Below are 16900 nucleotides of genomic sequence, written 5' to 3' on the forward strand. Positions count from 1 at the left end.
AACCGGGCCGCGCACGCCGCCCGGTTCACACGAAAGATTCAGCCGTGCGCGGCCGCCGATGTCACCGTTCGGCGCCCGCCGCGGCGGCCGGTGCCTCTTCCCGTACGGGCGGCTGCCCGGCGGGCTCGCGGCCCGGCAGCCAGAGCGCGACCACGACCGTGCCCAGGAGCGCGACGCCGGCCGAGCCGATGGCGGTGACGTGCATGGCGCTCATGAAGGCGTCGTGCGCGGCGGCCACCAGCGGGGTGCCGGAGGGGCCCATCCTCTCCGCGACGGCGAGCGTCGCCTCGATGGACTCCCCCGCAGCGCCCCGGGCGGCGGCCGGCACCCCGCCGAGGTGGTCCTCGATGCCACCGCGGTAGACGGCGGACAGCACCGAGCCGAGGACGGCGATCCCGAGCGCGCCGCCGACCTGCCGGAACGTGTTGTTGACGGCCGAGCCCGAGCCCGCCTTCTCGCGCGGCAGCGCCTGCATCACGGCCACGGTGACCGGCGGCATCACATGCGCCATGCCGGTGCCCTGGACGAAGAAGACCACGCACATCAGCCAGACGGGCGTGTCGGCGTCGAACAGGGCGAAGGCGGCCAGGCCGAGCGCGACGGCCAGCATGCCGACCGTGCAGACGGCGCGGGCGCCGAACCGGGCGACGACGAGCCGGGCCCGGGGCGCGAAGATCATCTGCGCCACGGCCAGCGGCAGGATCAGCAGCCCGGACTGGAGGGCGCTCCAGCCGCGCACGCTCTGCATGTAGAAGGCGGAGAAGAAGGTCACGCCCATCAGCGCGAAGAAGACCAGCGCGATGGCGGCGACGGCGGCGGAGAAGGCGGGCTTCCTGAAGTACGAGATGTCGATCGCCGGGCTGGCGCTCCGCTTCTCGTGGAGGACGAAGCCCGCCAGGACGACGAGTCCGCCGATGACCGGGAGGAGGACGGAGGTGTCGGTGAAGTCGGCGAGCTCGCCGCCGCGGATGATGCCGTACACCAGCAGGACCAGGCCGATGATGGAGAGCACCACACCGATCGGGTCGAGCCGGCCCGGCTTCGGGTCCTTCGAGTCCGGCACCAGCAGCACCATCGCGACCAGCGCGATGACCACGACGGGCACGTTGACCAGGAAGATCGAGCCCCACCAGAAGTGTTCGAGGAGCAGGCCGCCGGTGATGGGGCCGATCGCGATGCCCAGGCCGACGCTGCCCGCCCAGATACCGATGGCCTTGGGCTGCTCGTCGCGCTCGAAGACGTTCATCAGGACGGCGAGCGTGGCCGGCATGACGAAGGCGGCGCCGAAGCCCATCAGGGCGCGCCAGGTGATGAGCTGGCCGGGCGAGCCGGACATGGCGGCGAGGGCGGAGCCGATGCCGAAGAGGGTGATCCCGAAGAGCAGGACCTTCTTTCGGCCCAGGCGGTCGCCCAGCAGGCCGGCGGTGAAGAGGAGCCCGGCGAAGACGAGCGTGTAGGAGTTGATCGCCCACTCCAGCTCGCTCTGGGTGGCGCCGAGCCCGGTGGGCGAGGGGGAGGCGATCGTCTTGACGGCGACGTTCAGGATCGAGTTGTCGAGCACCACGATGAGCAGGCTGAACATCAGGACGACGAGAATCGCCCAGCGGCGGCGGTGGACCGCCTCCGGTATCTGGGACACGGCGGGAGCGCCGGACGGTGTGGACATGGGGAGCAGCCTAAACGGCTTTCGATACGAGACCGTCTCGTATTGTAAATTCTTTACCGAGGGCCCGGCAGCGCGGCCCACTTCCCGCGACCGGCTCCGGGATGCCACCATGGAAGGGATCCGGGGACGCCGTCAGGGCGCCTCGAGATGACGAAGGAGCCACCTGCCATGTCGCTTCAGGCTGCGCAGAACCAGTCCGCCACCCCCGCGGGAACCCCCTCCGACAGCGGCAAGTCGCTGTACGGGGGCAAGAGGAACCGCCGGGTCACCGTTCACGACATCACCGCCGCCACCGCACGCGGCGAGAAGTGGCCCATGCTCACCGCCTACGACGCGATGACCGCGTCCGTCTTCGACGAGGCCGGCATCCCGGTCATGCTCGTCGGCGACTCCATGGGTAACTGTCACCTCGGCTACGAGACCACCGTGCCCGTCACGATGGACGAGATCGCCATCCTGTCCGCCGCCGTCGTCCGGGGCACCGAGCGCGCACTGATCGTCGCGGACCTCCCCTTCGGCGCGTACCAGGAGAGCCCGGTCCAGGCCCTGCGCAACGCGACCCGCCTCATCAAGGAGTCCGGCGTCGGCGCGGTCAAGCTGGAGGGCGGCGAGCGCAGCCACGAGCAGATCAAGCTGCTGGCGGACGCCGGTATCCCGGTCATGGCCCACATCGGCCTGACCCCGCAGTCCGTCAACGCGATGGGCTACCGGGTGCAGGGCCGCGGCGAGGAGGCCGCCCAGCAGATGCTGCGCGACGCCAAGGCCGTGCAGGACGCGGGCGCGTTCGCCGTCGTCCTGGAACTCGTACCGGCCGAGCTGGCCGCGGAGGTCACCCGCACCCTGCACATCCCGACCATCGGGATCGGCGCGGGCCCGGAGACCGACGCGCAGGTGCTGGTCTACACGGACATGGTCGGGCTGACCGGCGGCAAGGTGCCGCGCTTCACCAAGCAGTACGCCGACCTGCGGCAGATCCTCGGCGACGCGGCGAAGGCGTACGCCGAAGAGGTCGTCGGCGGCACGTTCCCGGCCCCGGAGCACACCTTCCACTGAGGCCGCGGGGGGCCGGTCCCCCGACGACCGGGGCCCGCCCCCGATGACCACCACCGGCACCAACGACAGCCCGCCGACTTCCCCCATCGGCGGGCTGTCGGCCTGCGCGGACGGCTGTAGGCGGGATGTCGGTGGGCTGTCGGTGGCGGCTGGTCTGATAGTCGGCATGACGCGAATCGACAAGAACCCCCGAAACGGCGGGAGCGGCGGGAACGCCGTGGAGGTCCGGGGACTGGTCAAGCACTACGGCGAGACCAAGGCCCTGGACGGTGTGGACCTCGATGTGCGCGAGGGCACCGTCCTCGGCGTGCTCGGCCCCAACGGCGCCGGCAAGACCACCCTCGTACGCTGCCTGTCCACACTGATCGTGCCCGACGCCGGAACGGCGGTCGTGGCCGGCTTCGACGTGGTGAAGCAGCCCCGCGCGCTGCGCCGCACGATCGGCCTGACCGGGCAGTACGCCTCGGTCGACGAGAAGCTCTCCGGCTGGGAGAACCTCTACATGATCGGGCGGCTGCTCGACCTCCCGCGCAAGAAGGCGCGGTCGCGGGCCGACGAGCTGCTGGAGCGCTTCTCGCTCACGGACGCGGCGAGGAAGGCCGCGATGGAGTACTCCGGCGGGATGCGCCGCCGGCTCGACCTGGCCGCCTCCATGATCGGCAACCCGGCCGTCCTCTACCTGGACGAGCCGACGACGGGGCTCGACCCCCGTACCCGCAACGAGGTCTGGGACGAGGTGCAGCGCATGGTCGCGGAGGGGGCGACCGTGCTGCTCACCACCCAGTACATGGAAGAGGCCGAACAGCTGGCCAACGAACTCACCGTCATCGACAAGGGCAGGATCATCGCCCGGGGCGGTGTGGACGAGCTGAAGGCCAAGGTCGGCGGTCGCACCCTCCAGATCCGGCCCACGGACCCGGCCGAGCTGGCCGCGATGGCCCAGGCGCTGCGGGAGACCGGGCTCGACGGGATCGCGGGCGCGCAGGCCGTCCCGGACGAGGGCGTGCTCTACGTACCGATCCTCAGCGACGAGCAGCTCACCGCCGTCATCGGCCTGCTCGGCACCCGCGGCTTCTCGCTGGCCCACGTCGCCACCGCGCTGCCCAGCCTGGACGAGGTCTTCCTCGCCATCACGGGCGACAAGGCCACCGTCACCGACACGATTCCCCAGGAGGTCGCGGCATGAGCACGACGACTCTGACGCCCGCCCCCACCGGCACGACCGGCGGCCCCGCACCGGCCACGAAGCTCCACGACGAGGGCGGGATCGGCCTCCGGAACAACCTGCGCCACATCGGCGCGCTGGTACGGCGCAATCTGCTCCAGATCAAAAAGGATCCGGAGTCGATGTTCGACGCGCTGCTGATGCCCGTCATCTTCGTGCTGCTGTTCGTGTACGTCTTCGGCGGCTCGGTCGGCGGCAGCATGGGCGGCGGCCGGCAGGAGTATCTGAACTACCTGATCCCCGGGCTGATGGCGATGATGGGCATGAACATCGCCATGGCCGTCGGCAGCGGTGTCAACGACGACTTCCGCAAGGGCGTCATGGACCGCTTCCGCACGATGCCGATCGCCCGGTCCTCGGTGCTCATCGCCAAGATCGTGGTCGAGCTGGGCCGGATGATGGTCGCCACGTTCATCCTGCTGGGCATGGGCTTCGCCCTCGGCCTGGAACTCCACGGCTCCGTGCTCGGGCTGATCGGGGCCATCGCCCTGTCGGCCGCGTTCGGCGCCGCGATCATGTGGATCTTCATCCTGCTCGGGCTGGCCATGAAGACGCCCCAGGCGGTCCAGGGAATGGGGATGCTGGTGATGATGCCGCTCCAGTTCGGTTCCTCGATCTTCGCCCCGCCCACGACGATGCCCGGCTGGCTCCAGTCGTTCACCGACTACAACCCGCTGTCGAACCTGGCGGACGCGGCCCGCGGCCTCATGATGGGCACCCCGCTCGGCCACTCGGTCTGGCTGACGCTCGGCTGGGCCGCGGTCATCACGGCGGCGGTGGCCCCGCTCGCGGTGTCCAAGTTCCGCAAGAAGTCCTGACCCCTCAGGACTCCGGCTCAGTCCCGGTACGCGTCGACGAGGGCGGCGGCCTCCTCCAGGGAGAGGCCGCCGCCCTCGGCGTACGCGGCCTCGAAGGCGCGGTCGCCGAGCCGGTCGCGGACCAGGGCCTCGGCACGGGCGAAGTTCTCCCGTTCCATCCCGTTCAGGAAGTGGCCCGCCGGCAGATGCGTCCGGGCGGCGCCCAGCAGCCGCGCCGCGAGACCGCTCCGGTCCTCGCCGCCGAGGCCGCCCAGCGCCCACGCCACGATCACCAGATTGATCATGGCCATCTGCGGAGCGACCATCCGCGTCAGCGGGTCGCTCAGCCCCACAAGGGCCCGCCGGCTCCGCTCAAGACCGCTCGCGTAGTCACCGTCCTGATTGTCCAGCCAGGCCAGACCACCGGTGACGAACCCCTCGAAGATCGCCATGGTCCGGGACCGGAACGCTTCGAGCAGGAGCGTGAACTGCTCACGCGCCTCGGCGGTACGGCCGGACCGCCCCAGCCACATGGCGAGGAACAGCCGTGCCGCCGGCCTCGCCTCGTGCCCGGTCCGGCGCTCGTCGCTCAGCACCTCGCGCATGATCGCCTCGCCCTCCGCCCCGCGGCCGAGTTCGGTGAGCACGGCGGCGTAGCGGATGCGGAGCACGGACACCTGGGCCAGGGCGCCCAGCTTCCCGGCCGAGCCGATCGCTGCCTGGAAGTCCTCGGCCGCCCGGACGTAGGCGCCCGTCCTCTCGTTGGCCTCGCCGCGCGAGGAGAGCGCCTCGGCCATGCCCCAGTCGTCGCCGAGACGGTGGAAGATCGCCAGGCTCTCGGCGGCGTCCGTGTGGGCCTCCCCGGCCCAGTCGGGTCGGTTGGCCAGCACGTTGGCACGCATCTGGAGGGCGGCGGCCAGCTCCCACTCGTAGCCGAACTCCCGGGCGGCGCGGACGGTTTCGTCCAGCAGGTGCCGCAGGTCGGCGACACCGCCGGTCAGCATCACGGCGAAGAACCAGAGCGAGGCGGGGCTGCGGCAGGTCTGCGGCTGGCCGGCCCGGTAGGTGGCGACGATCGCCCGCAGCCGGTCCATGCCGCACTCGTTCGTCCACTCGTCCATCGCGTGGTCCATGCTGACCAGCTGGACCAGCGCCACCTGGCGCCGCGCCTCCTGGAGCAGTTCCGGCCGCATGGGCGGGGGCGCGTCGGTGCAGCGCTCGTAGATGGAGGGCGCGGGCCGTACGGGCGGGGCGAACGGGTCCGGGCCGAGGGCCGCGACCGCGTCGGCCCAGTGCAGGGCGTCGTTGCGCAGATTGCGGATCTGCCAGTACCAGGAGAGCGACAGCACCATGCACAGCGCCTCCTGCTCGTCGCCCGCGGCGACGGCGTGCCGCAGGGCGATGCGCAGGTTCTCGTACTCGCGCTGGAACAGTTCGATGGCGGCGAGCTGTCCGGAGCCGCGCAGCAGCGGGTCGGTGGTACGGGCCAGCTCGCGGAAGTGGACGAGATGCCGGCGCTCGACGGCGTCCCGCTCCCCCGACTCCGCCAGCCGCTCCGCCGCGTACTCGCCCACGGTCTCCAGGAGCCGGTAGCGCATCTGGCCGTCCGGCGCCGGAGCGGCCACGACCAGGGACTTGTCCACGAGGGAGCCCAGCAGCCCGGCGACCTCGTACGCCCGGTCCGCCCGGTCGGCAAGGACGTCCTCGGCGGCTTCGAGGGTGCAGCCGCCGGCGAAGACGGACAGCCTGCGCAGGGTGACGCGCTCGGCGTCGTCCAGCAGCTCCCAGGACCAGTCGACGACGGCCCGCAGGGTCTGCTGGCGCGGGAGCACGGTCCGGCTGCCGCTGGTCAGCAGCCGGAACCGGTCGTCCAGCCGCTCGGCGATCTGCTGCGGGGTGAGCATCCGCAGCCGGGCGGCGGCCAGTTCGATGGCGAGCGGCAGCCCGTCGAGGCGGCGGCAGATCTCGGCGGCGGCCGCCGCCGTCGCCTCGTCCGCGTCGACCCGGAAGCCGGGCCGTGCGGCGGCGCCGCGTTCGGCGAGCAGCCGCAGGGCCGTGGGGTCCGGCAGCGGGTCGACGGGCCGGACGGCCTCGCCCGGCACACCCAGGGGTTCGCGGCTGGTCGCGAGGACGGTGAGCTGCGGGCAGCGGGCCAGCAGGTGGTCGGCGAGGGCGGCGGCGGCCTCGATGACGTGCTCGCAGTTGTCCAGCAGGAGCAGCATGCGGCGGCGGGAGCAGTACTCGGTGAGCCGGGCGAGCGATTCACCGGCGGCCCGTTCCTCGCCCGAGGCCCGTTCGACGGCCCTGAGCTCCCCGGCGCCGGCCGCGCTCAGCACGGTCTCCCGGGCGCCGAGCGCGGCGAGCACCGCCTCCGGCACCGCGTCGGGGTCGTCCACGGGCGCCAGCTCGGCCAGCCAGACGCCGTCCGGCCAGGTGCGCGGGTCGGTGGTGTCCGCGGCCTCCTGCGAGAGCCGGGTCTTGCCGGCCCCGCCCGGCCCGAGAAGGGTGACGAGCCGTCCCCGGGCGAGGTCGCCGCGCAGCGCCTCCATGTCGCGCTCCCGGCCGACGAAGCTGGTGAGCCGGGCCCGCAGGTTGCCGAGCGGTGCGACGGGGGCCGGTGCGGCGACGGCCGGGGCGGGCGGGCCGGCGGCGGGCGCGGGTTCCTGCCGGAGCAGTTCCTCGTGGAGGGCGGTCAGTTCGGGCCCGGGGCCGGTGCCGAGCCGGTCGGCGATGAGGGTGCGCACCTCGTCGTACGCGGCGAGCGCCTGGGCGGTGCGGCCCGCGTCGCGCAGGGCCCGCAGCCGGAGGGCCTGGAGCGGTTCGTCGAGCGGGTGCTCGCCGCAGAGCGCGGCCAGCTCCGGCAGCACTTCGGCGGCAAGGCCGAGCCGGAGCGCCGCGGTGAGCCGGGCCCGGCGGGCGTCGAGGCGCCGGGCAGTCCAGCGCGTGGCGGCGGTGTGCCGGTCGGGGAGGTCGGCGAGCGCGGGGCCCCGCCAGAGCGCCAGCGCGTCGTCCAGGAGGTTCATGGCCCGCGCCGGGTCGCCCTCCGCGAGGGCCCGCGCGCCCTCTCCGGCGAGCCGCTCGAAGCGGAACAGGTCGACGGCCTCCGGTGCGGCGGCCAGCCGGTAGCCGCTCTCCGCCGAGGCGACCGCCTCGTGCCCGAGCGCCCGCCGCAGCCGCCCCACCAGGGCCTGGAGCGCGCCGGCCGCGTCGGCGGGCGGGTCGCCGTCCCACACCTCGTCCACGAGCACGGCGACCGGGACCGTCCGCCCGGCCCGCAGCGCGAGCACGGTGAGCAGGGCACGCAGGCGCGCCCCGCCGACGGATACGGGTGTGCCGTCGTCGCGGAGTGCCTGGGTGGTCCCGAGGATGCCGTAGCGCACGCGCCCATTGTCCGTGACCCCCGGCACCGCGCGCACAGCCGCCCCGCCCCGTGCTCCCGCCCCGCTCGTCATGCCCCCACCCTTTCCGGAACCCCGGTCCGGAAGCGAGGCGTTTTCGGCGTGTCGCGCGTCGCGGTCGTCGGTCGTCAGTCGTCGGTCGTCAGTCCCGTACCGGTTCGTGGTTCTCCGGCCCGACGGCGTACCCGGGCACGGACGGCCAGCGGACGGTGAGGACCACGGACTCCGCCTCCGCGATCCACGAGTGATCGACGCCCCTGCCCCACACGACGTAGTCGCCCTGCTCCTCCAGCAGCACGCTGCGCCCCGGCAGTTCCACCCGGAACCGCCCGCTGATGAGCACGAGCAGCGCGGTCCGGCTCTCCCCCCGCACCCACTGCGTCCGCTCGTCCCCCGGCGGATGGACGCCCCACTTGATCTCGACGTCCTCGCTGTGCCGGGGATCGCCGGCGTCCTTGAAGTGCCCGAGAATCCATCCCCGGTCGAGCGCGGCGTCCTTGCCGGCGTTGCCCACGTATACGTTGTCTACGTTGTCGTTCACGGAGCCGGACGTTAGCAGGGGGCGCTCACGGCCTCCGGGGCCCGGCCGGTGGTGCGCCGCCGCCGCGCGCCGACGGGGTCATGGTCCAGGCGCCGGCCGCGGACATCAGGAGCAGTGCCGCGCCGGTGCCCGCCACCAGTACCGGGAAGCCGATCGGCCGGCTGGAGGTGGACACGGCCACCAGGTCGTGGGGGTCGCGCAGGATCTCGTAGCGGTCGCCGGGGCGGGTGTTCCGGCCGCACTGCTCGCTGCCCCAGAGCCAGGAGGAACGTCCCGGCGTCTCGACCTTGCAGCCGTAGTCCACGCCGCCGACCCTCGGAGTCCGCCGCTGCTTCACCTCGGTGACCGTGGCCCGCACCTGCTCCCCCCGCCAGTCGAGGACCGCGCTGCGGAAGCCGTAGGGAACCATGGCGAGCAGGAACAAGCAGGGCACCATCAGAGCCACCGCGTGTTTCCACGAGGGAATGCAGAGCGCGATCAGGCCGAGTATGTTCCCCGTGACGACCACCGCGTAGCCGACCGTGACGAACCAGGGCCCGTCGTGCATGATGGCGCCCAGAACACCGCAGCCGGTGATCGCGACCCCGCCGCTCAGCGCGAGGATCGCCCCCACGAGCCGGGGCCGCCGCGGACTCCACCGCCCCGGCACGCTCAACGCCTTTCCCAGGCGCTCCTTCACCGTCGACGCACCCATCGCCGCCCCCGTCGTTCGAACACTCCAACTCGCCTACCCCTGAAAGACGTTCACCACGCCGGTCGAGTGGCGGTGGCCGGCGGCCACGCGGACGCGGCGGGAAAAGCGGCGAGAGCCCTGCGAGCGGCGTTCAGCCCTTAGGCTCAAGGGATGGCAGGCGCAGCACAGCAGCGGATCAGCCCGGTCTTTCTCGGCATTGCCGCCGTGACCGCCGTGGCCGGGTGGGGAGTGTGGACGGACTTCGCGGCGCAGCCCGGGTTCGCGACGTTCCTGTTCGTCACCGGTGCCTGGGTGGTGTCGCTGTGTCTGCATGAGTACGCGCACGCCAGGACCGCGCTGCACAGCGGGGACATCTCGATCGGCGCCAAGGGTTATCTGACGCTGAATCCGCTCAAGTACACGCACGCGCTGCTGAGCATCGTGCTGCCGGTGCTGTTCGTGATCATGGGCGGGATCGGGCTGCCGGGCGGGGCGGTCTTCATCGAGCGGGGACGGATCCGGGGGCGGTGGCGGCACAGTCTGATCTCGGCGGCGGGGCCGCTGACCAATGTGCTGTTCGCCCTCGTGTGCACCGCGCCGTTCTGGCTGCACGCGCTGGACGGGGTCCCGCCCGCCTTCCGCAACGCGCTGGGCTTCCTGGCGCTGCTCCAGGTGACGGCGGCGATCCTGAACTTCCTGCCGGTGCCGGGGCTCGACGGCTACGGGGTGATCGAGCCGTGGCTGTCGTACTCCGTGCGGCGGTCGGTGGAGCCGATCGCGCCGTTCGGACTGATCGCGGTCTTCGCCCTGCTGTGGATCCCCGAGCTGAACGCGGTCTTCTTCGACGCCGTCTACGCGGTGCTGAGGTCGCTGGGCGTGCACCGGTTCTGGGTGGACTGCGGGCTGGACGCCTACCGGTTCTGGCAGGGGGCCAGTCCGGTGTGCGCAATCGGAGGGTGAGCGGGGGCGGGGGACAGGCTAGGGCCTGTCCGGCGGATCTTCGTGGATCAGCCCGCGGCGTCTGGTGCGTGCTCTCGGCGTGCGCCCGGATCGCCCCCGTACTGGACGTACTTGGGTGATTCGGGCGTGCGGCGAGAGTGCGTGCCAGGCGTCGTGGGCCCGCGAAGATCCGCCGGACAGGCCCTAGAGGCTCTGGTCCGCCGGGCGGGCGGTGGCCTCGGTGCGGCGGCGGCGCAGGTAGTACCAGGCCATGTTGGACGAGAGTCCGACGAGCAGCACCCAGACGGCCCCGATGAGCCACATGCCCTCCACGAAGGACGTCACGGCCGCGGCAACGGCGAGGACGCAGACGACGAGGGCGTAGAGAGCGAGGCGGGGCATGGGGGTGGCTCCTGTCGGGGGCTGGTACGCGGTCCCCTCCAGTGTCCCCCACGCCTCCGGCCGCCCGGAGCAGGGTGGCCTCCCGCTCACACGTCGGTGGTACGCAGTCCGGCGTGGGCCTTGTAGCGGCGGTTGACCGAGATCAGGTTGGCGACCAGCGACTCGACCTGGTGGGCGTTGCGGAGCCGGCCGGCGAAGATGCCGCGCATGCCGGGGATGCGGCCGGCCAGGGCCTGGACGATGTCGGTGTCGGCGCGGGCCTCCCCCAGGACCAGGACGTCGGTGTCGATCTCCTCGATCGCCTCGTCCTGGAGCAGCACGGCGGACAGGTGGTGGAAGGCGGCGGTGACGCGGGAGTCCGGCAGCAGGGCGGCGGCCTGTTCGGCGGCGCTGCCCTCCTCCGGCTTCAGGGCGTAGGCGCCCTTCTTGTCGAAGCCGAGCGGGTTGACGCAGTCGACGACCAGCTTTCCGGCCAGCTCCTCGCGCAGCGACTCCAGCGTCTTGGCGTGCCCGTCCCACGGCACCGCGACGATCACCACGTCGCTGTCGCGGGCGCAGGCGGCGTTGTCCGCACCCCGTACGCCGTGCCCCAGCTCCTGGGCGGCGGCCTCGGCGCGGTCCGCGGCGCGGGAGCCGATGATCACCTGCTGCCCGGCGCGGGCGAACCGGTAGGCGAGCCCGCGCCCCTGCGGGCCGGTGCCGCCGAGCACGCCGATGGTCAGGCCGGACACGTCGGGCAGGTCCCACGGGTCCTTGGCGGGGGGCTTGGGCGCGCTGCCGCTGTCATTCGTAGTCATGGCCTCGACACTACTGCCAGGTACGGCGTCAGGACCCTGTGTCCCCGACCAGTGGGACGGATCATCGGACAGCCTTCCGGACGACCACCCGTGCGGATGACCGCGGGGCCGTTCACCGATGACGGGCAGCGGGCTCGTGGATGATGCCGGGCCATGGATGCCGTACGTGTGGCGCTGCTGCGTGAAGTGCTCGCCAGGACCCGGTGGCCGGCGGCCGCCCGGCAGTTCGCCGGGGCCCTGCGCTCCTCCGTGGTCCCGCACGGCGGCGGACTGCTGCTGGTCGGGACCGAGGTGTACGAGCCCTGGCACCTGGCGGCCCATCTGGTCGACGAGTCCACCTGGGCGGGGCTGCCCGAACTCCGCCCCATCCTGGTCCGCCACCGGGTGGAACCCGGCGTCCCCGAACACCTCTCGGTCGGGCTCGGCCGGATCGAGGCGGCGGGGCGGGGCGAGACGCTGCTCGTGGTGACGCCGGAGCGGCCGGGCGAGGGTTTCCTCGAACGGGTCCACGACGCCCGCCGGGCCGGGGCGACGGTCCTCTCGCTGGACAACGGCGATCCGCAGGTACGCGGGCTCGCCCATGAGGCGCTGTCCGTGACGGACGGCGACGATGTGGACCTGGACACCGTCCAGCACCTGGTGAGCGCCGCCGCCGGGGAGAACGGCACGCCCGTCCCGCGCGGCGGCCGGCGCACCTTCCGCGACCGGCTGTCCCGCCTCGCCGACCAGCTGACCGCACCTCCGCCGCCTCGGTGGTGAGAGGCGGGACGCCATCCGGAGAACCCGGCGCCCCCCGCCCCCGCGCCTGCCCATGTCCGCGCCGGGCCGCGCCTGCCCGCCCGCATCTGCCCGCCCCGGGCCGCGCCTGACCGCGCCCGGCCATCGCCCGCCCGCGTCCGCCCGCGCCTGTCCTCGCCGGGGTCGCTGCCGGTCGCCGCGGAGGAGGCGGGCGGGGCCCCGGGGGTGTACGGGCCCCGGCGCCCCGGGGTCCGGCCCTGCCCCCTGCCTCCGCCGCGAATACCGTTTGCATTGGGCACGTATCCCGACAGACCATGTCTCCTCGTGACCTCTCGCTCCTCCCTCGCCGCCAGGCTCGCCGCGCTCCTTCCCGACCTTTCGCCCTGGCGCTCGTCGGCCGACTTCCGGCTGCTGTGGGTGCAGGGGATCGTCACCTACTTCGGCAGCTTCATGGCGCTGATCGCGCTGCCCCTCCAGATCAAGGACCTCACCGGCTCCCCCCTCGCCGTCGGCGCGATGGGCGCGGTCGAGCTGGTGCCGCTGGTCATATGCGGCCTGTACGGTGGCGCGCTCGCCGACGCGGCCGACCGGCGGAAGATCATCCTGGTCACCGAGGCCGGGCTCGGGCTCCTCGCGCTGATCCTCCTGGTGAACGCGGCCCTGCCCGACCCGCTGCTGTGGCCGCTCTACGTGGTGGCGGGCGGCGTCTCCGCGCTCGCCGGGCTCCAACGGCCCGCGCTGGACTCGCTGATGGCCCGCATCGTGCCGCACGAGCAGCTGCCCGCTGCCGCCGCCCTGAACGCCCTGCGCTGGCAGGCCGGGGCGATCATGGGCCCGGCGCTGGCGGGCCTCGTGGTGGCCTACGCCGGGCACGCCACCGCGTACTCCGTCACCGTGGTCACCTTCGCCGTGTCCGTGCTGATGTGCCGCAGGCTCGCCCCCGCGCCGCCCGCCGAGAAGGGGCAGAAGCCTTCGCTGCGCGGCATCGTGGAGGGCGCGCGCTACGCGTGGAGCCGGCCGGTGCTCCTCGGGACGTACGCGATCGACATGGCCGCGATGTTCTTCGCCTTCCCCAACACCATCTTCCCGTTCCTCGCGGACGAGCTGGACGCCGACTGGTCGCTCGGCCTGATGTACGCGGCGGGCTCGGTCGGCTCCCTCGTCCTGGGTCTGACCAGCGGCTGGACCTCCCGGGTGCGCAGGCACGGGCTGTTCGTCGTGTGCGGTGCCGCCGTCTGGGGCATGGCCATCGCGGCGGCCGGCTGGTTCGGCAACGTGTGGCTGGTGCTGGTCTGCCTCGGGTTCGCCGGGGCGGGCGACATGCTCAGCGGGCTCGGCCGCTCCACCATCTGGAACCAGACCATCCCCGAGGAGCTGCGCGGCCGCCTCGCGGGCATCGAGGTGCTCTCGTACAGCGTCGGGCCGCAGCTCGGCCAGGTCCGGGCCGGCGGCATGGCGGGATGGACCGGGACCCGGCCCGCGATCTGGACCGGCGGCGTGGCCTGCGTCGCCTCCGTTGCGCTGCTGGCCGCGGCGCTCCCCAAGCTCCTCACGTACGACGCGGCGACGGACGAGGACGCGGTGCGCAGGCGCGCACAGCACACGGAGGGACTGGACGCGGCCCCGACCGCCTGAGCCGGCCGCCTCAGCCGGGGCCCCCGGGGATCTCGGGCCCCAGGGGTCCCGGAGGTCTCGGGGAGCCCGAGGGGTCGGGTCAGGCGTCGTCCTCGTCCGGGCCCTGGCGGTCGTGCCACTTGGGGTCGGTCTCCCACTCCAGGTTCCGCTCCCGGGCCGTCTCCATGGCGTGCTGCGCCTCCTGGCGGGTGGCGTACGGGCCGAAGCGGTCCTTGGCCGGGCACTCGGGGCCCTCCTCGACCTTCTTGTGCTCCAGGCAGTAGAACCACTCGCCCGGCTTGCCCACCGTGCGCTTCTTGAACAGGGCCATCGTCGGTTCCTTTCCTCTGTGCCATGCTGCCCCAGACACGCTGGTTAGACTCGCTGGCATGTCTGGCCAGTCGCTGCTTGTACCAGGGGAGCTCACTCCCGTCCGTTCCGTGCCCGGAAACATCCGGCGCCCCGAGTATGTCGGCAAGCCCGCCCCGACGCCGTACACCGGCCCGGAGATCCAGGACGCCGACACCGTCGAGCGCATGCGCATCGCGGGTCGGATCGCCGCGCAGGCGATGGCCGAGGCCGCCAAGCACATCGCCCCGGGCGTCACCACGGACGAACTCGACCGCGTCGCCCACGAGTTCATGTGCGACCACGGCGCCTACCCCTCGACGCTGGGCTACCGGGGCTTCCCCAAGTCGCTGTGCGCCTCGCTCAACGAGGTGATCTGCCACGGCATCCCGGACTCCACGGTGCTGCGCGACGGCGACATCGTGAACCTCGACGTGACCGCGTACATCAACGGCGTGCACGGCGACAACAACGCGACCTACCTCTGCGGCGACGTGGACGCGGAGTCCCGGCTGCTCGTCGAGCGCACCGAGGAGTCGCTGAAGCGGGCGATCAAGGCGGTGCGGCCGGGCCGGCAGATCAATGTGATCGGGCGGGTCATCGAGTCGTACGCGAAGCGCTTCGGGTACGGCGTGGTGCGGGACTTCACCGGGCACGGGATCAACACCTCGTTCCACTCCGGGCTGATCGTGCCGCACTACGACAGCCCGCACGCCACCACGGTGATGAAGCCCGGCATGACGTTCACCATCGAGCCGATGCTGACGCTCGGCAGCCACGACTACGACATGTGGGACGACGGCTGGACCGTCGTGACCAAGGACCGCAAGCGCACCGCGCAGTTCGAGCACACGCTCGTGGTCACGGAGACCGGCGCGGACATCCTCACGCTGCCGTAGCGCGCGCGGCGGGTATGAGCACCTCCCGGCACCACTCGCGGAAGGCGGTGGGGGCCGGGGTGGTCAGCGCCCGCCACTCGGTGTCGTAGACGCCGTTGTCCTGGGCGTCCGCCATGTCGAACAGGCCCTGCGCCCAGGCCTCGCTCATCCCGTACCGCGTCATCGTCGCCCGGTAGGCCTCGCGGTCGGGCTCCTCGAAGCGGACCGGGCGCTCCAGGACCTCGGACAGGACCTGGGCCATGCCGTGGGGGGACAGGGCGTCCGGGCCGATCACCGGGACGGTGTCCTGCCCCGACCAGGAGTCGTCGGCCAGCAGACGGGCGGCGGTCGCGGCGATGTCGCGGGTGGCGACGAGCGCCAGCGGGCGGTCGGCGGCCACCGGCAGGGAGAGCACGCCCCGCGTCACGAGCGCTTCGGCCTGGTGGAGGAGGTTCTCCATGAAGAAGGGCATCGCCAGGGACCGGTAGCCGGCCCCGGTGCTCTCGATCATCTCGTCCATCGCGAACGCGGCCGACAACTGCCCGGCGCCCGAGCCGTGGGCGCGGCCGAGGCTGCTGACGCCGACGACACGGCGGACGCCCTGTGCCCGGATCGCCTCGCAGGCCGGGCGGGTGAAGCCGAGGTAGTGCTCCTGGATGTCGTCGGCGACGGGATTCGGCGGGACCAGCCACAGGACGCTGTCGGCGCCCTTGAACGCCTCGGCCAGGACCTGCGGGTCGCTGTGCGAGCCCTGGACGATCTCGGCGCCCTCGCGCGCCCTCGGGGTGAGCCGGGCGGGGTCGCGGGCGATCACCCGCACCTGTCGGCCGCCGTCGAGCAGCGCGTCGACGACCTGGTGGCCGATCCGGCCGGTGGGAGCGGTAACGACAATCACGGAAGCCTCCGAAGCATGGCTGTGGACAAGGACGCGGCGTGCCGGCCGGTCACCGACCGGCCACCGTTTCCACTGATAACGATGGCACGCTAACGCCGATATCGCAAACCGCTAACATAATTCCGTTATCATCGGAAACCATGGAGACCGACCACCCCGCCCCCGCACGGGACAACCGCCAGCGGATCATCGCCGCCGCCACCCGGCTGCTCGCCGAAGAGGGGCGCGAGGCGGTGTCGACGCGCGCGGTCAGCGCCGCGGCCGGCGTCCAGGCGCCCACCATCTACCGGCTGTTCGGCGACAAGCAGGGCCTGCTCGACGCCGTCGCCGCGCACGGCTTCGCGAGCCATGTCGGCGAGAAGGCCACCCTGGAGCTCACCGGCGACCCGGTGCAGGACCTGCGCACCGGCTGGGACTTCAACACCGAGTTCGGGCTGGCCAACCCGGCCCTCTACACCCTCATGTACGCCCAGCCCGGCCCCGGCACCCCCTCCCCCGCGGCCACCGCAGCGCTGGAGATCCTCGCCACCCACATCCACCGGATCGCCGAGGCCGGGCGCCTGAGGATCGACGAGACGCGCGCCACCCACCTGGTGCACGCCGTGGGCGGCGGCACCACCCTCTCCCTCATCGCCACCCCCGAGGACCACCGGGACATGAGCGTGTCCCATCTGGCCCGGGAGGCGGTGATCGCCGCGATCACCACCGAGGCCCCGGCCACCCCCGCCTCCGGCCCCGCGGCGGCGGCGGTCGCGCTGCACGCACTGCTCCCCCGGACCGGCGCACTGACCTCGGGCGAGCGCGCCCTGCTCGCGGAGCTGCTCGACCGCATCTCGGCCGCACCCGAAGCGGGCACCTGACCAGCAACCCGCCGCCGCACCCCCCGACGGCACAGCGGCACCACGCCCCCCTGGTGACACGGCAGCACCGCACCCC

Annotated in this window: 16 protein-coding genes; 8 read left to right on the forward strand and 8 right to left on the reverse strand. The window is 72.8% G+C overall.

Features of this window, described 5'->3' with window-relative positions; translation table 11 throughout:
• Positions 1-61: 61 nt before the first annotated feature.
• Positions 62-1666, reverse strand: a complete 1605-nt coding sequence (locus P8A18_RS08425; RefSeq protein WP_306053184.1) for a DHA2 family efflux MFS transporter permease subunit — start codon at positions 1664-1666, stop codon at positions 62-64.
• Positions 1667-1834: 168 nt separating this feature from the next.
• Between P8A18_RS08425 and panB the strand changes: the two genes are divergently transcribed.
• The 3 genes from panB to P8A18_RS08440 all read left to right on the forward strand — a co-directional run bounded on the left by panB (position 1835) and on the right by P8A18_RS08440 (position 4762).
• Complete coding sequence (gene panB / locus P8A18_RS08430; protein ID WP_306053186.1) at positions 1835-2719, forward strand: 3-methyl-2-oxobutanoate hydroxymethyltransferase; 885 nt, start codon at positions 1835-1837, stop codon at positions 2717-2719.
• 166 nt (positions 2720-2885) lie between these two features.
• Positions 2886-3905: an ATP-binding cassette domain-containing protein gene (locus tag P8A18_RS08435; RefSeq protein ID WP_306053187.1), complete on the forward strand. Its 1020-nt coding sequence runs from the start codon at positions 2886-2888 to the stop codon at positions 3903-3905.
• A complete protein-coding gene (locus P8A18_RS08440) occupies positions 3902-4762 on the forward strand; it encodes an ABC transporter permease (RefSeq protein WP_306053189.1) in 861 nt (286 codons plus the stop codon). The genes P8A18_RS08435 and P8A18_RS08440 overlap by 4 nt, the downstream gene beginning before the upstream one ends.
• 17 nt (positions 4763-4779) lie before the next feature.
• Here the strand turns inward: P8A18_RS08440 and P8A18_RS08445 are convergent, their stop codons facing one another.
• The 3 genes from P8A18_RS08445 to P8A18_RS08455 form a co-directional block, all read right to left on the reverse strand.
• Positions 4780-8121: an ATP-binding protein gene (locus tag P8A18_RS08445; RefSeq protein WP_306053190.1), complete on the reverse strand. Its 3342-nt coding sequence runs from the start codon at positions 8119-8121 to the stop codon at positions 4780-4782.
• 160 nt (positions 8122-8281) lie between these two features.
• Positions 8282-8680, reverse strand: a complete 399-nt coding sequence (locus P8A18_RS08450; protein WP_306053192.1) for a cupin domain-containing protein — start codon at positions 8678-8680, stop codon at positions 8282-8284.
• A 25-nt stretch (positions 8681-8705) separates the two neighbouring features.
• Positions 8706-9374, reverse strand: coding sequence for a hypothetical protein (locus P8A18_RS08455; RefSeq protein ID WP_306053194.1), 669 nt, complete (start codon positions 9372-9374; stop codon positions 8706-8708).
• A 150-nt stretch (positions 9375-9524) separates the two neighbouring features.
• Here P8A18_RS08455 and P8A18_RS08460 point away from each other — a divergent pair, with 150 nt between their 5' ends.
• Entirely contained in the window at positions 9525-10313 is a 789-nt protein-coding gene (locus P8A18_RS08460) for a site-2 protease family protein (RefSeq protein ID WP_306053195.1), read from the forward strand.
• Positions 10314-10496: 183 nt separating this feature from the next.
• On the opposite strand, the gene P8A18_RS08465 is transcribed toward P8A18_RS08460, so the two are convergent.
• Together P8A18_RS08465 and npdG are read right to left on the reverse strand one after the other, a co-directional pair.
• Entirely contained in the window at positions 10497-10694 is a 198-nt protein-coding gene (locus P8A18_RS08465; protein ID WP_306053197.1) for a hypothetical protein, read from the reverse strand.
• A gap of 86 nt (positions 10695-10780) precedes the next feature.
• Entirely contained in the window at positions 10781-11491 is a 711-nt protein-coding gene (npdG, locus tag P8A18_RS08470; RefSeq protein ID WP_306053199.1) for an NADPH-dependent F420 reductase, read from the reverse strand.
• Positions 11492-11644: 153 nt separating this feature from the next.
• Between npdG and P8A18_RS08475 the strand changes: the two genes are divergently transcribed.
• Both P8A18_RS08475 and P8A18_RS08480 read left to right on the forward strand, forming a co-directional pair.
• Positions 11645-12250 (forward strand): hypothetical protein, encoded by a 606-nt coding sequence (locus P8A18_RS08475; protein ID WP_306053201.1) that lies wholly within the window; start codon positions 11645-11647, stop codon positions 12248-12250.
• 303 nt (positions 12251-12553) lie between these two features.
• Positions 12554-13864: an MFS transporter gene (locus P8A18_RS08480; protein WP_306053202.1), complete on the forward strand. Its 1311-nt coding sequence runs from the start codon at positions 12554-12556 to the stop codon at positions 13862-13864.
• A gap of 79 nt (positions 13865-13943) precedes the next feature.
• Here the strand turns inward: P8A18_RS08480 and P8A18_RS08485 are convergent, their stop codons facing one another.
• Positions 13944-14174 carry a hypothetical protein gene (locus P8A18_RS08485; protein ID WP_018556296.1) on the reverse strand — a complete coding sequence of 77 codons (231 nt, stop codon included), beginning with the start codon at positions 14172-14174 and terminating at the stop codon, positions 13944-13946.
• Between the two features lie 58 nt (positions 14175-14232).
• Between P8A18_RS08485 and map the strand changes: the two genes are divergently transcribed.
• Entirely contained in the window at positions 14233-15090 is an 858-nt protein-coding gene (map, locus tag P8A18_RS08490) for a type I methionyl aminopeptidase (protein WP_306053204.1), read from the forward strand.
• Here map and P8A18_RS08495 read toward each other — a convergent pair.
• Positions 15077-15964 carry an NmrA family NAD(P)-binding protein gene (locus P8A18_RS08495; RefSeq protein ID WP_306053206.1) on the reverse strand — a complete coding sequence of 296 codons (888 nt, stop codon included), beginning with the start codon at positions 15962-15964 and terminating at the stop codon, positions 15077-15079. The two genes, map and P8A18_RS08495, sit on opposite strands and share 14 nt — an antisense overlap.
• Positions 15965-16104: 140 nt before the next feature.
• On the opposite strand from P8A18_RS08495, the gene P8A18_RS08500 reads away from it, so the two are divergent.
• Entirely contained in the window at positions 16105-16824 is a 720-nt protein-coding gene (locus P8A18_RS08500; RefSeq protein ID WP_306053207.1) for a TetR/AcrR family transcriptional regulator, read from the forward strand.
• The last annotated feature ends 76 nt before the right edge of the window (positions 16825-16900 follow it).

Source organism: Streptomyces sp. Mut1 (assembly GCF_030719295.1).
In the GTDB taxonomy this organism is placed as follows: Bacteria; Actinomycetota; Actinomycetes; order Streptomycetales; family Streptomycetaceae; genus Streptomyces; species Streptomyces castrisilvae.